Genomic DNA, 15,098 nt, shown 5'->3' with positions numbered 1-15,098 from the left:
CTGTTGCGTAGTCACGACAACCTCATTTATTAGAGTGCATAGTTTAACTTGAGACGCTGCTGCAGACGCTTTGCCTGCCTCAATGTCTCACGCAAAATGGCCCGATCGACATCATGCAGCGCGGCGGGTTTCAGGCCATACCCCCCGGGCTCCCCTCGCCCTGCGGCTTCGATCTGCTGCGCCAGCCGCAAGCGCAAAATCTGTGAAAAAGCGGCGTCGACCGCAGCAATCTCGGTAGCTGGCAGGCCAACCGATGAACCGGCCTGACGCAGGCGCTCTGCCGTATTGACCACCTTCGTTCCGGAAGACAGCGCAAAGATGCGTGCTGCGTCAACAAAGATCCGGCTGCCGTACTTCTTCAGATCAATGCTGTCGCCCTCGCCGACCGCGATATCGCCGCGAAAATTGAGTGGGACATCGACCTGCAGCGCATTGGCCGCCATGAGGTGCTGGAAGGATGGCGTAGCCACTGTCATCGACAGCAGCACAGTACGCAATTTTTCGCCCAGAGGCAGTTCGCCGAACAGGGGGCGCAGGTCGAAAAAGATGCTGGCATTGAGCAGCGCTTCGGGCTCTGGGCGACGCACCCAGTCGATGAATTTTTCGCGCCACTCTTCGAGCGACAGACACCAGGCCGGGTTGCCAGCCATGATCTGCCCGGTACACAAGGCGAAGCCACAGTTAGCCAGATGCTGGTTAACCTCCTGGGCGAAGGGCAGGAAGATCTGGCGCAGGGCAGCCGCCTCCTGTTCGCTGGTCGCGTTGAAAATCAGGCCGTTGTCCTGATCCGTGACGAAAGTCTGTTCGTGCCGCCCTTCGGAGCCCAGCGCCAGCCAGCACCACGCCACTGGCGGCAGACGATGGCGGCGAGCCGTCAATTCGATGACTTTGCTCGTCAAGCGGTCATTGAAGACGGAAATCAGCTGCGTCGCAGCGAGCCCGTCGAGACCACTCCCCGCTACCGCCAGCAGATGTTCGCGCAGGCGCCCGGCAAGGGCCGGCGCGGCGTCGAGCTCGGACAGCGCATTTACTACGGTCACCAGTTCGAGTTGCTGTCGGCAGGACAGGGTAAAGTCGGAGTTCATTCCGGCCTCAATACTTCACTCGGGCAAAATAGGTTTTCTCGGCTGCTTCGAGCGCCTGGCGAACGGTCACGATGCCCTTGTCTTCGAGCAGCTTGACCAGTTTCAGGAAGACTTCGCCGGTTGCCAGCGCATCTTCAAGTGCATTGTGCCGGGTGCCGATGGTGATGCCGAGGCGTTCAAGGATGACGTCGAGCTTGTGCGATTCCTGATTGGGATGAACGACAGCCGAGAGCAGCAGCGTATCGAGTACCGGCTGGGTGAAACGGATGCCGGTACGCTCTTCCTTGAGTTGCAGGAAACGCATGTCGAAAGCTGCGTTGTGGGCGATCAGCACGGTGTCTTCGCAGAATTCGTGGAAGGCCGGGAGGATGACATCGATGTTCGGCTTGCCGCGCACCATGTCTTCGGTAATGCCATGGATCGGAATCGACTCGGGTTTGAGCGGGATTTCCGGGTCAACGATCTGGTCAAATGTTTCCTGACGCAGCAGTCGGTTATTGACGATGCGGGCAGCGCCGATCTGGATGATTTCGTCGCCTTTCGATGGTTCCAGACCGGTCGTTTCGGTATCGAACACCGTGTAGGTCAGATCGGACAGTTTCCGATCGAGGTCGATGCTCTTGTCCTCGAACTTGAAGAGGTCGAAATCGTAGTATTCGGGCCGCCCCTTGCCGCGGCTGCGCTCTTCCGGTTCGCTCTCGAGTTCGGGCACGGCGACCGGCAGCACGAAACGGAAGAAGGCCCGGTGCGCAGCCTTTTCGCGCTCGTACCAGATTTCACCGCCATGCCGGTCAATGACATCCCGCAGGCTGAGCGGCGAGCTTTCGCTACCAATCTGCATCGATTCCATTTCCCAAGTGTAGAAGGTTTCCGACGACATCGCCGGGCCGGCCCAGATCAGGTCGAGGTAGGCCAGCTTGCCGGCGGAAGTCAGGCGGAAACGCAGTTCGCGCGGTTCGTAATGATCCTGCAGTTTGGAGGCCAGGCTGACCAGCGCAAAGACCAGCGAGAAGCTGTCGGCCTTGATCCACAGGGCATCGTCGATTTCTTCGGTTTTGGTCGGCAACTTGAGCTTGTCGTCGATCCGGCGCTGGGCGGCAGCCACGATGTCGATGCCGAGAATGTCTTCAAGCGGCCAGCGCGTCTTGATGGCGTCGGAAAACTGGCTCATGGTCTGGTCGATGACCTGGCTGCGTTTGGCGACTTCGTCGTCGATCACCCGGAGAAAACGTTCGCGCAGTTCGGGCTCCATGTCGGGGTAATCGAGCAGGTTGGCGACGGCGGCCCGGATATTGGCGATGGACGAACGGCTACCCTGAGTCAGCGAATGCAGTGCCTGATCGCGACGCTCTTCTTCCTCGATGCTGCGGGTAATGTTCTCGACGGTCAGCACGTAGCCGGACATCGCAGCCTCGCCCTCGTCGCCCGAGGCGGCGAGTACCGGTACCATCTGGGCGCGCAGCAACTGGCCGCCGCGTGTCGTCGTGATGAAATTGGAGATCGCCGTCTTGCCGGATGACAGACGCTGGCGAATGACCTCCTCGGCATGATCGACCTGGCTCTTTTCGAGAATGGAGAAAATCGAACGGCCAAGGCCGATCAGGGCGCCACCGGCGACCGAGGTCGGGCCTTGCGACAGCGCCTTGAACTGCAGGCGGGCGCGGTTGTTGTAGAGCAGGATGCGGCCATCGAGGTTGCATACCACGACCGCCTGAGCAAGTTCGGACATGAGCGCGGCCAGCCGGTTCTTTTCTTCCTCGACCGAAGCCTTGGCGGTGGCGATCTGGGCATCGACGTCGTCCATCAGGACATCGCGCTGCTCGGCCAGATCGTTGGCCGCCTGCGCCAGTTGCTGGACTTCCGGCGGGCCTTCGATGGTCACCCGGAAATTGCGGTTGGCGCCAAGCATCAGGCGCAACGTTTCAGCCATCCTCAACAGGCCCTCGACATACTGCTTGAAAAGCTTGTGCAGCACCCCGACGCCAAGGGCAAAACCGAACAGGGTCATCATCGTCCCGACCGGCAGCCGGGAAACCAGCAGATTGGTCAGCAGGGTGCGCTCGGCTTCTTTCATGTCCAGCCAGACGAGCAGCGAGGTGACGACAAACGGGCCGGTCATGAGCAGACCGAGAACGAGCACCGCGACGATCAAACGTTGTTTAGCCTTCATGGCGTGCATTCCAACAAATTTGGATTTCGATTTTGGTCGGTTATTTCCGGTTGACCGTGGAAGCCTGCGCTCAGACGATCCCCAGCATGGTTTTCACTCTGGCCACCAGTTCCTTGGTCGAAAACGGCTTGGTGACATAGGCATCGGCGCCGATGGCCAGCCCCTTGGCCACTTCGGTGTCACGGCCCTTGGCGGTAAGCATGACGATCAGCAAGCCAGCTTTCGACGGATCGGCGCGCAATGCCTCGCAAACCTCGAAACCGGACTTCTTCGGCATCATGACGTCAAGCAGGATCAGATCGGGCTCGAAACTCGCCACCTTGGTCAAGGCTTCTTCGCCATCGCCGGCGACGGCGACGGCAAAACCTTCTTTTTTCATGAGGAATTCAAGGGAGATGACGATGTTGGGTTCGTCATCGACAATCAGGATTTTCTTGGTCATGCGGTTTGTCTCCCACTGTTATCGTCCGGCACCGGCAAGGGCACCGTGAAAATGAAGTTCGCTCCGGCTCCGGGCGCGCTTTCAACCCAGAGATTACCACCAAAATATTCCACGATCTGGCGGCTGATCGGCAGGCCCAGACCGGTTCCCTGCGGTTTGTCCGTCATCGTGTTGCCACCCTGACGGAATTTTTCAAAAATGACGCTGCATTCTTCAGCCGTCAGACCCGGGCCGTTGTCGCGCACTTCAACACGGACCAGACCAGCAGCGCTGGATAGCCGGACCAGAACGCGGCCGCTGCCGCCCGGGACGAACTTCACGGCATTCGACAGCAGGTTGATCATGACCTGGGTCAGGCGATCCCGGTCGGCCAGCACGACCGGTGCACAAGCCGGAATATCACCCTCCAGCGCGACGCCCTTGTCCCGGAACAACTGCTCGAGCGAGGCCATCGACTCGCGCACGACTTCCCCCATATCAACCTCGCCGGTCGTCCATTCCGCCCGCCCGGACTCCATCCTGGCCATGTCGAGAATCTGGTTGATGAGCCGGGTCAGGCGCTCGGCTTCAGTCACGATGATGCCGAGGAAACGCTTGCGATCGGCCAGTTCGAGACGTGGATCTTCGTGCAGCATTTCGGACAGGGCGCGGATCGAGGTCAGCGGCGTGCGCAACTCGTGCGTCACGGTCGAGATGAAATCGTCCTTCATGCGGTCGAGTTCGCGCAGGCGCTCGTTGGCTTCCCGAAGCTCGGCGGTCGCCGCCTCGAGCTCCTGCTGCTTGGCCTCGAGTTCGCGGCTATGGGCGCGGACCTGCGTTGCCTCGTCGAGAATGTCGAGCACCTCTTCCAGCCCGAGATCCTCTTCCTGCGCCACCGAAGCAACCATGACCCGGGCGCTGGCCGAGCCGATGGCACCGGCCAGTTCGGATTCGGCAAACTGGACAAAGTCGGCATCGGCCGGCAGGTTGCGCCAATCCGTGGCCTGCCGCGAATTGGCATAGGCCGCCAACTGTTGCCGGGCACGGGCGGCCCCGAGAAAGCGTTCGAGCAAGCCAACCAGCGCATCCGGCGACGCCTTGCCCCGCCACAGCCGCGCCTCGGCATTGCGCGAATCGAAGCGGAAGACATCGACGAAACGCTCGGCCTGACTGGCCTCCACGGCATCCGGTTTCGAATTCAGCGACACGGCAACGTAGGCGCCGATATTGGCCAGCATGCTCCACCACAGGCAATGCGAAATTTCGTCCAGCCCGCTTAGTCCGAACAGCGCCTGCGCCTTGAGCCAGCCGATGCCGAACAAGCCGTGTTCGACAAAACCATTCGGCATCCAGCCCGATTTGGCAAACGAGGGCAGCAGCAAGGTATACAGCCAGACGACAAAGCCGGCCAGCAAACCTGACACTGCACCGGCCCGGGTGCCCTGCTTCCAGTACATGCCGCCGAACATCGCCGGCGCGAACTGGGCAACTGCCGCGAAGGAAATCAGGCCGATGCCGACCAGTGCGTAGGCTTCGCCAGCGGCGCGAAAATAGATGTAGCCGAGAAGCAGGATCAGGGCGATGGCGGCACGCCGGATGCCGATCAGCAGGCCGGAAAGGTCTTTTCGTTTTTCGACGAATTTTCCGGTTGACCGTAGCAGGATGGGCATGACGAGGTCGTTGCAGACCATGGTCGACAAAGCGATGGTTTCGACGATGACCATCCCGGTCGCTGCCGACAGACCGCCGATGAAGGCCAGTAAGGCCAGCGCCTCGGCGCCGCGGGCGAGCGGCAGGGTCAGCACGAAGGTGTCCGGATTGACGCTCTGCCCGTCAAAATGCAGCAAGCCTCCCAGGGCTAGCGGCAGGACAAAAATATTGATCAGCAGCAAGTAGAGCGGGAAGAGCCAGACGGCCCGCTTGAGGTGCGACTCATCGACGTTCTCGACGACGATGATCTGGAACTGGCGCGGCAGAAAAATGATGGCCAGCCCGGAAAGGATGATCAACGAAGTCCACGTTCCGGCCCGCCCAGAATCGAGTTGCAGCAAACGACTGAGATCGGCGCTCGCCGCCGCCCGCTGGAACAGGTCGCCGAGCCCGCCGAACATGCCGTAAGTGACGAAGAGCCCGACCGCCATGAAAGCGATGAGCTTGACCACCGACTCGAAAGCCACGGCAGCGACCATACCCTCATGGCGCTCGGTCGCATCGAGATGGCGCGTCCCAAACAGAATGGAAAACAAGGCCAGGACGACCGCAATGAGGAAAGTGGAATCCAGCCCCCAGACCTCGACACCGTTGCCGGCATGTTCGAGCAGGACATCGACACTGGCGGCCATCGCCTTCAGCTGCAGGGCGATGTACGGCACGACGCCAATCACTGCAATCACCGTCACCATGCCGGCCAGCAACTGGCTCTTGCCGTAACGCGAGGCAATGAAGTCGGCAATCGACGTAATGCGCTGCGCCTTGCTGATGCGGATCATCTTGATGATGACGCCGACGCAGAGCAGCATCAGCGTCGGACCAAGGTAAATGGTCAGGAAGGACAGCCCACCAGACGTGGCCCGCCCGACGCTGCCGTAGAAAGTCCACGAGGTGCAATAAACCGCCAGCGACAGCGCGTAAACGTTGGCCGAGATAATCGATTTGCCGGCATCGGCCCGCGCATCGCCAAAACGGGCGACGGCAAACAGCAGTCCGAGATAGGCCGCGGCCAGGAGCGCAATGAACCAGCCGGAAAGCATCTACGAGCCTCGCCTTTCGGCCACCCAGGCCGCCAGCGCGATCAGTCCGGCCCAGACGCCGAACAGATACAAATAGGTCGCAGGAATACCGCCCACTTCGCCGCCCGGCAGGCTGAGCAGCGGATAGGTCAGCAGCGGCACACCGAGCAGACCGAGTGCAGCCAGTCGCTGGCGGGTTGGATTGGCTCTTTTCACGACCCCATCCCAGAAAAGGGAACGGCTGGCACGCCAAGCGTGCCAGCCGTTGTTGGCATATAGTCTGATGCGACTACACGGGAGGCCACCTTATGGGCGACCATTGTCTCCTCCTTGCCTTATAGTCTTTGGAGGCAGCGTGGCAAGCTCGCCGCCTCCTGGCTCATGCTGGAACGAAGCTTTTTAGCCCTTCAGTTGTTCCAGAATAGCCGGGTTCTCCAGCGTCGAGGTGTCTTGCGTCAGTTCCTCGCCCTTGGCCAGACCGCGCAGCAGACGACGCATGATCTTGCCCGAACGGGTCTTCGGCAGGTTGTCACCGAAACGGATGTCCTTCGGCTTGGCGATCGGACCGATCTCTTTGCCCACCCAGTCAGACAGTTCCTTGATGATGCGCTTGGCGTCGTCACCGGTCGGGCGCTGGCCCTTGAGCACCACGAAAGCGACGATGGCTTCACCGGTCAGGTCGTCCGGACGGCCGACAACGGCTGCTTCGGCAACCATCGGGTTGGCGACCAGAGCAGATTCGATTTCCATCGTACCCATGCGGTGACCGGAAACGTTCAGCACGTCGTCGATACGGCCGGTAATGGTGAAGTAGCCGGTGTCCTTGTCGCGGATGGCACCGTCGCCTGCCAGGTAGTACTTGCCCTGGAAGTCCTGCGGGTAGTACGACTTGACGAAGCGCTCGTCGTCGTTCCAGATCGTGCGGATCATCGACGGCCACGGCTTCTTGCAAACGAGGATACCGCCCTGGCCCCACGGCAGATCGGCACCGGTCTCATCGACCACGGCGAACTGGATACCCGGGAACGGCAGGGTGCAGGAACCCGGCACCAGCGGGGTTGCGCCCGGCAACGGGGTGATCATGTGACCACCGGTTTCGGTTTGCCAGAAGGTATCGACGATCGGGCAACGGCCGCCGCCAACGTTCTCGTAGTACCACGTCCAGGCTGCCGGGTTGATCGGCTCACCGACCGAACCGAGGATACGCAGCGAAGACAGGTCGTAGCTCTTCGGATGCACTGCCGCGTTGTTCTCGGAAGACTTGATCAGCGAACGGATGGCGGTCGGAGCCGTGTAGAAAATGGAAACCTTGTGGTCCTGGATCATCTTCCAGAAACGGCCGGCATCCGGGTAGGTCGGGACGCCTTCGAAGACAACTTCGGTTGCGCCGCAGGCCAGCGGGCCGTAGGTGATGTAGGTGTGGCCGGTAACCCAGCCAATGTCGGCCGTGCACCAGAAGACATCGTTCGGCTTGATGTCGAAGGTCCACTTCATGGTCATGATGGCGTGCAGCAGGTAGCCGCCGGTGGAGTGCTGAACACCCTTCGGCTTACCGGTGGAGCCGGACGTGTAGAGCAGGAACAGCGGGTGTTCGGCTTCAACCCATTCCGGTTCGCAGACGTCGGACTGGCCGGCAACGGCGTCATGCAACCAGGTGTCACGGCCGGCAACCATGTTGACTTCGGCGCCAGTGCGCTTGAAAACGATGACGTTCTTGACCGACTCGCAACCGCCCATGGCGAAGGCTTCGTCAGCGATCGGCTTGAGCGGGATGGCCTTGCCACCGCGGAACTGGCCGTCGGAGGTGATCAGGGCAACGGCACCGGCGTCGTTGATACGATCGCGCAGGGACTGGGCCGAGAAGCCGCCGAAAACGATGGAGTGGATCGCGCCGAGGCGAGCACAAGCCTGCATGGCGCAGATGCCTTCGATGGTCATCGGCATGTAGATGACGACGCGATCACCCTTCTTGACGCCCATGCCGCGCAGGGCGTTGGCGAACTTGGCAACCTTGGAGAGCAATTCCTTGTAAGTAACCTTGGTTACTTCGCCGTTGTCGGCTTCGAAGATGATGGCGACTTTTTCGCCCAGGCCGGCTTCGACCTGACGGTCGAGACAGTTATATGAAACGTTCAGCTTGCCATCGGCAAACCACTTGAAAAACGGAGCGTTGGATTCATCAAGCGACTGGGTAAACGGCTGCTTCCAGGTGATGAATTCACGGGCGCGCTTGGCCCAGAATTCCGGGTAGTCGGCATCCGCTTCCGCGCACAGCGCCCGGTAGGCGTCCATCCCCGAAACCGCCGCGTTCTTGACCATTTCGTCAGACGGATAAATTAGCTGCACGGACTCATTCGACATATTCTTCTCCTCTGCGGTACTTCGCAATTTATGTTGAAACAACCGATTGGATCCCAGGCTTGACCCTGGAACTGTGTAAAGCCGCGCAAGCCGGAGAACACCACCCTCCCCCGCCAGCGTTGATGCGGCATTAGACGTCGATATTCTTACAAAGGCCTTACGAAATCACGCTGCGGCGCAGCAATTCTGGCGCTTCCGGAAGCTTGCCGGTCGCGTGATAAACTTCATATCCCCCATCCAAGAATCCCATGATGCGTTCACCAATCAAATTTCTAGAATCCTTCATCTTTGCCAGCCGCTGGATTCAGGCGCCGCTCTATATCGGCCTGATCATTGCGCAAGTCGTCTATTGCTGGCTGTTCATGGTCGAACTGAGCCACCTGGTTCATAACGCCCTCGACACCGCACACATCAGCGAAGCCGATGTCATGCTGTCAGTCCTCGGACTGATCGATGTCGTGATGATCGCCAATCTGCTGATCATGGTTATCGTCGGCGGCTACGAAACTTTCGTTTCCCGGCTCGACCTGGAAGATCACCCGGACCAGCCGGAATGGCTGTCCCACGTCAATGCTGGCGTCCTCAAGATCAAACTTTCGACGGCCATCATCGGTATTTCGTCGATTCACCTGCTGAAGAGTTTCATCAATGCCAACAACCTGTCCGAGCACACGCTGATGTGGCAGGTGATCATTCACGTCGTATTCCTTTTCTCCGCCCTGGCCATGGCAATGGTAGATAAAACCATGACCCAGACTCTCGCTCTGCAACATCAAAAACATCATTAATTCCGGAGTTGCGCATGACCGCCATCAAACAAGAAGATCTGATCCAGTCCGTCGCCGATGCTTTCCAGTACATCAGCTACTACCATCCGCTCGACTACATCAAGGCCCTCGGCGAAGCCTATGACCGCGAAGAAAGCCCCGCCGCCAAGGACGCCATCGCCCAGATCCTGACCAACTCGCGGATGTCCGCCGAAGGTCACCGCCCGATCTGCCAGGACACCGGCATCGGCATGGTCTTCATCAAGGTCGGCATGCAGGTCACCTGGCCGGATGCGACGATGAGCATCCAGCAGATGATCGACGAAGGCGTCCGTCGCGCCTACGGCAATCCGGACAATCCGCTGCGCGCCTCGGTGCTGGCCGACCCGGCGGGTGCCCGCAAGAACACCAAGGACAACACCCCGGCCGTCGTCCATTTTGAGATCGTTCCCGGCCATCACGTTGAAGTGATCTGCGCCGCCAAGGGTGGCGGCTCGGAAGCGAAATCGAAGTTCGCCATGCTCAATCCGTCCGACGACCTTGTCGATTGGGTACTGCACAAGATCCCGGAAATGGGCGCCGGCTGGTGTCCGCCCGGCATCATCGGCATCGGCATCGGCGGCACGCCGGAAAAGGCCATGCTGTTGGCCAAGGAATCGATCATGGCGCCGGTCGACATCCACGAACTGAAAGCCAAGGCTGCCACCGGCGCCAAGCTGACCCGTCCGGAAGAACTGCGCCTCGAACTGATGGAAAAAATCAATGCCTTGGGCGTCGGCGCCCAAGGCCTCGGCGGCCTGACCACCGTGCTTGACGTCAAGGTGTTGGACTACCCCTGCCACGCCGCCAACTTGCCAGTTGCGCTGGTCCCGAACTGCGCGGCAACCCGTCACTGCCATTTCCATCTGGATGGCTCCGGCCCGGCCAAACTTGAAGTTCCAAAGCTGGAAGACTGGCCAGCCGTCACCTGGACGCCGGACCTCAAGTCGGCCACCCAGGTTAACCTGAACACCCTGACCAAGGAAGAAGTCGCTTCCTGGAAACCGGGCCAGAAGTTGCTGCTGAACGGCAAGATGCTGACCGGCCGCGATGCCGCGCACAAGCGTATTGCCGACATGCTGGCCAAGGGCGAGAAGCTGCCGGTCGACTTCACCAACCGCGTCATTTACTACGTCGGCCCGGTCGATCCGGTCCGTGACGAAGTCGTCGGCCCGGCCGGCCCGACCACCGGCACCCGGATGGACAAGTTTACCCGGATGATGCTCGAACAGACCGGCCTGATCTCGATGATCGGCAAGTCCGAACGCGGTCCGGTGGCCATCGAGGCGATCAAGGACAACAAGTCGGCCTACCTGATGGCCGTCGGCGGCGCTGCCTACCTGGTCGCCAAGGCGATCAAGTCGGCCAAGGTCGTCGGCTTTGCCGATCTGGGCATGGAAGCCATCTATGAGTTCGATGTCGAGAACATGCCGGTGACGGTTGCCGTCGACTCCTCCGGTGTCAGCGTGCACGAAACCGGCCCGAAGGAATGGCAGATCAAGATTGGCAAGATTCCTGTCTCTGCCTAAGCCTTTCTCTGGACAACAAAAACCCGGCCAAGGCCGGGTTTTTGTTGGGTCGCTGCCAGGGAAAAACTGTCAGCAGTTTTCTTCAACGCTTCCCGTCGGGCAGAGCGGAGACTCACCGGCAGCACGCAATTTCCGGCATTTTTTGCAAACTGCACTGATCCAGCCCTTGCAGGACATCATGTCCGGGAGCGACTCTTCGGCCAGCATCTCTTTCAGGCGGGCAAAAAACGCCTCCTGGTTGATGCTGTCCCCGCCACAACCGGTCATGCAGACTACCCGGTTGCCACCGGAAAGATGCGCCGCATCATGGCGGCTGATCGCCAGATGCAACAGTTCGTCGGTCGTCGTTGCCGCATAATCGTCCGGCAAGGCAGCGATGCCCACGCTGACGGTTACCGCGACTCGCGTCCCCTGTATTGAAATATTTGCTGCGGACATCGCCCGGCAAACGCTGCGAGCAAATTTCTCGCACTGTTCGCGCCCGGCCATCCTTGAAATGATGGCGATGCGCCCGCCGACCAGCGGCAGCATGCTTTCATCCGAATTTATCTTGCTCGCCAGCAAACCGAGTATTTTCTGGACAATTCTGTCGGCCAGATCCCAGCCGTAACGAAGCCTGAAGTCTTCGTAGCCATCCAACCCAAAGACCAGGACGCCAACCGGCTGCGGATCATGAATCAGGGCCAGCGAGTCTTGCAGGCACGGCTCTCCGGCACCTTCAGACAGCCTTATCGCAGGGGCGACCTGATTTGTCGGGGATGCGTCAACCAGGCCAGGAAGGCTATCGACACGCTGCAAGAAGTCACTCACGCTGACTTCGCTTTGCTCGCCGAATTCGGTAACAACCGCGGTCGAATCGGTTGGTGAATTCAGATCAGGATCAATCAGGCGGAGCAGTAAACTTTGAAACTCCGGACCGGCACTTCTTTTCGGAATGAATTCGGAAACACCGAGTTGTTTTGCCTGCTCCCGCCCGTCTTCGGAGAAGCTGTCGGAAACCAGCTGAAAATAGGGCAGCTGATTGAGGCGAGCCAATTTGCTGGCCCTGAGCCGCTCGACAAGCCCGGCTCCCTCGAGCGTGGTGATATCCAGCCCGGAAAATACAGCGATGATCGACGAGTCCAGAACAAGCGTTTGCCACGCCGACTCTGCATCGCGCTCTTCGCAAACCTCGAAATGTCCGCGCAAAAGCTTGCCAAGTGACGCTCGAACCAGCCGCGAAGCGTCCACAATCAGGACTTTCTGCAACTTCGTCATATCTCTTCCACGCAAATTCGCTTATACGACACGATTGTAAGAATGTTACGACCAAAGGGATAGTTTAATTCATTCCGCGAAATGCCGCTTACATTACTGACTTCTTGTTCATTTTCTCATTTCACCTGAATTGATATATTTTTCGTCCCGTTGATCACCTGAACCGCCTGACCACCCAGTCCGGAAATACCTGTCCACCAACATGTTCCGCAAATTCCGCATCCTGATCCTGCTGCTTGTCCTCGCCACTGTCGGCCTTGGCGCGTGGCGCTCGAATTCCCGGCTGACGGCTTGGGAACACACCATCCACGTCGCGATTTATCCGATTGCCGGCGACAACTCTCCAGCCACTGCCGCCTACGTTAGCGGCCTGAATAACGAAAGCTTTACGGAAATTGCGCAGTGGCTACAGCAACAGACGGAAAAACAGGGGCTCGCCATACTGCAACCGGTCGCGTTGCGTGTTTCACCGCCGCTGGCCGATACTCCGCCCTTGCGGCCAAGCCAGCCAAGCGCGCTGGATGCCGTTCTGTGGAGCCTGAAACTGCGCTGGTGGGCATCGCAGCACGACAAGATCGACGGCCCGAAACCGCATGTCCGCCTGTTCGTGCTCTTTCACGATCCCGAACTCAATTCGTCGGTTCCCCATTCGACTGGCCTCAGCAAGGGACAGATTGGCGTCATCCACGCCTATGCCTCGCGCCGGCAACGCCGGCAAAACGCCGTGGTCATTGCCCACGAAATGCTGCACACCTTCGGCGCCACCGACAAATACGATCTGATGACACTGCAGCCGATCTACCCGCAGGGCTACGCCGAACCGGGACGAACCCCGCGACTGCCGCAGGAGATGGCAGAAATTATGGGCGGGCGTATCCCGGTGGATGAACAGACCGCCGAGATCCCGATCAACCTTGCCGATACGCTGATCGGACCGGAAACCGCGCGGGAAATCGGCTTGCTACGGTCAACCGGAAAAAACGGCCAAAATTGAAATCCTCCCGAGCGCTGAATCAGCGCTCGGTCTTGCCCACCACGCCCCACAGCGCGCGGAACTTGCCACGCAGTGTCAGCCTTTCGTCCGACAAGGCTTCAAGGAAATCGGACATGCGCTTCGACTTGGCCACGGCAAACAGTACCAGGCCGATAAACACCGAGGTCGCAATCAGCCCATGCAGGGCGCGTTCGATTATCGAACCCTCGCCGAAGGCAATGATGTTCATGCCGAAATAGCCGGTTGTCACCGTCGCGATCAAACCCAGGATCGTGATCACGGTCAGCCGGACAACGGTGTTCGATTGCCGGCGCTGCGAGTCGCTGTCGAGGTAGTGGCTCATCTCGCGAATTTCGTCGCGGACGTCGTCATACAGCGCATCGTTGTGCAGATGGTTGGAACACAGCCGGTACATGGCCTGGACGTGCGGCCGTTCGGAAAGCTCATGAAACCAGTAGCGGTGCGTGAAGCGCAGGAAAGTCTCGAAATTGGCCCGGATCCGCCGCTTGAAGCGGCGCACGGAATTGTCATTGCGGATATCGAGATCATTGACCGCGTCGACCAGCACCTCGGAAAACGCCAGCAGCGAGGCCCGGTGCAAATGCGCGATGAGAAAGACGAGGAAATACTGGTGACGGAATTGCGCCAGAACACCGCGTTCGCCATCGACAAAAAACGGAAAAGCCGTATCGCCGACCACTGTGAAGGCGTTGCCGGTGCACATGAAGCGCGTGTTTGGCCCGGCCTCGCTGTCGGTCCAGAAGCGGTCGTGACAGAACCGGCTTTCGAACTCGATGACGCCCGGTTCGTTGATCGGCAGCGTTTCGTTCGGGTGCAGCATGGTCGCCAGACCGATCCGTACCCATTCCTCGCGGCTTAGCGTGCGCGGCTGGTCAACGGCAAGAAAGGCCATGACCGGCATGCGCTGGTACTCGATCAGCCGGTAGCGCAAATCGCCCTCTTCATCGGAATGCGCCAGCACCATCGGCCGCAGCAGGCTGGCCCAATGCTCGGAAATGCACGGGCTGCGATGCTGACAGACATAGCTCAGGTATTTTTCGCGTTTTTCGGCATCGGAACGGGCAATGACTTGACCGTCGACGCCGATCCACTCGGCCAGATAGACGTTGTGCAAACCCTCGCCGCCCTCTTCCCAGCCGGACGGATAAGCCCGCCCGAAGCGGAAGAGGAAATCGCGCACGGTATCGAGCGGCAGGTTATTGGCCCGCACCTCGAGATTGAGTTGCACGACATCGAGATCGTGGAAGAAATAGAGATCGAGGTGCACAATGTCGAGCTCGATCGGCACCAGCCCCTTGCGCAGCGTCACCCGCAGCCGGTCAATATCCTTGCGCCGAAAAACATGCATCGGCGAGCCGCCCGGCGGGTCGTCCTGCGACGAATTGCGCGAGCGGCCTTCACCGTACAGAAAGCGCTGCACATAGGGCAAAAACGAAACGAACTCACGGTAATGGCGCTCCTTGAACTGACCGGCATCCTCCATGAACTCGTCATCGATCCGACGCCATGGATGCGTCTCGGTCCGCGACTCGAAAATTTCCCAGTGCCGCCCCTCGCTACCGGTAATCGCCATCGGTTCAAGCTGTAGCGGCCAGACCAGGCTGGCGTGAAAGAGCCGAACGCGACCGTTCTCCGGATCGCCCTGCGTGTCGGTCATACGATTTCCCCGTGTGGACTGCTCATTCCGATTCTATCGCCCCATCAATAGTCTCGAAGTATCCGACA

At 59.7% G+C, this 15,098-nt stretch carries 11 protein-coding genes; 3 read left to right on the top strand and 8 right to left on the bottom strand.

The genetic code is table 11. The annotated features are described in order from the left end of the window. Positions 1–29: 29 nt before the first annotated feature. The 6 genes from AC07TV_RS09155 to acs all read right to left on the bottom strand — a co-directional run bounded on the left by AC07TV_RS09155 (position 30) and on the right by acs (position 8,766). Positions 30–1,085 carry a DUF294 nucleotidyltransferase-like domain-containing protein gene (locus AC07TV_RS09155; protein WP_494648087.1) on the bottom strand — a complete coding sequence of 352 codons (1,056 nt, stop codon included), beginning with the start codon at positions 1,083–1,085 and terminating at the stop codon, positions 30–32. Positions 1,086–1,092: 7 nt separating this feature from the next. Further along, positions 1,093–3,255 (bottom strand): 3'-5' exonuclease, encoded by a 2,163-nt coding sequence (locus AC07TV_RS09150; RefSeq protein ID WP_494648086.1) that lies wholly within the window; start codon positions 3,253–3,255, stop codon positions 1,093–1,095. 70 nt (positions 3,256–3,325) lie between these two features. Continuing rightward, positions 3,326–3,697, bottom strand: coding sequence for a response regulator transcription factor (locus tag AC07TV_RS09145; protein WP_494648085.1), 372 nt, complete (start codon positions 3,695–3,697; stop codon positions 3,326–3,328). Next, complete coding sequence (locus AC07TV_RS09140) at positions 3,694–6,426, bottom strand: ATP-binding protein (protein ID WP_494648084.1); 2,733 nt, start codon at positions 6,424–6,426, stop codon at positions 3,694–3,696. Before AC07TV_RS09140 ends, AC07TV_RS09145 begins: the two co-directional genes overlap by 4 nt. Further along, positions 6,427–6,621, bottom strand: a complete 195-nt coding sequence (locus tag AC07TV_RS09135; protein WP_494648083.1) for a hypothetical protein — start codon at positions 6,619–6,621, stop codon at positions 6,427–6,429. 183 nt (positions 6,622–6,804) lie between these two features. Beyond that, a complete protein-coding gene (gene acs, locus AC07TV_RS09130) occupies positions 6,805–8,766 on the bottom strand; it encodes an acetate--CoA ligase (protein WP_494648082.1) in 1,962 nt (653 codons plus the stop codon). A 248-nt stretch (positions 8,767–9,014) separates the two neighbouring features. On the opposite strand from acs, the gene AC07TV_RS09125 reads away from it, so the two are divergent. Continuing rightward, entirely contained in the window at positions 9,015–9,554 is a 540-nt protein-coding gene (locus tag AC07TV_RS09125) for a TIGR00645 family protein (RefSeq protein ID WP_494648081.1), read from the top strand. Positions 9,555–9,568: 14 nt separating this feature from the next. Continuing rightward, a complete protein-coding gene (locus AC07TV_RS09120) occupies positions 9,569–11,101 on the top strand; it encodes a fumarate hydratase (RefSeq protein ID WP_494648080.1) in 1,533 nt (510 codons plus the stop codon). Between the two features lie 69 nt (positions 11,102–11,170). On the opposite strand, the gene AC07TV_RS09115 is transcribed toward AC07TV_RS09120, so the two are convergent. Beyond that, positions 11,171–12,358: a diguanylate cyclase domain-containing protein gene (locus AC07TV_RS09115; RefSeq protein WP_494648079.1), complete on the bottom strand. Its 1,188-nt coding sequence runs from the start codon at positions 12,356–12,358 to the stop codon at positions 11,171–11,173. A 202-nt stretch (positions 12,359–12,560) separates the two neighbouring features. Here AC07TV_RS09115 and AC07TV_RS09110 point away from each other — a divergent pair, with 202 nt between their 5' ends. Then, on the top strand, positions 12,561–13,352 hold the full coding sequence (locus AC07TV_RS09110; RefSeq protein WP_494648078.1) for a hypothetical protein: 792 nt from the start codon (positions 12,561–12,563) through the stop codon (positions 13,350–13,352). A 19-nt stretch (positions 13,353–13,371) separates the two neighbouring features. Here the strand turns inward: AC07TV_RS09110 and AC07TV_RS09105 are convergent, their stop codons facing one another. Beyond that, positions 13,372–15,030: a hypothetical protein gene (locus tag AC07TV_RS09105; RefSeq protein WP_494648077.1), complete on the bottom strand. Its 1,659-nt coding sequence runs from the start codon at positions 15,028–15,030 to the stop codon at positions 13,372–13,374. Positions 15,031–15,098: the final 68 nt, after the last annotated feature.

This window comes from Azonexus sp. GW821-FHT04F04 (genome assembly GCF_059420025.1).
Note: the sequence above shows the minus strand (reverse complement) of the source record. Positions and strands in the feature narration are given on the sequence as shown.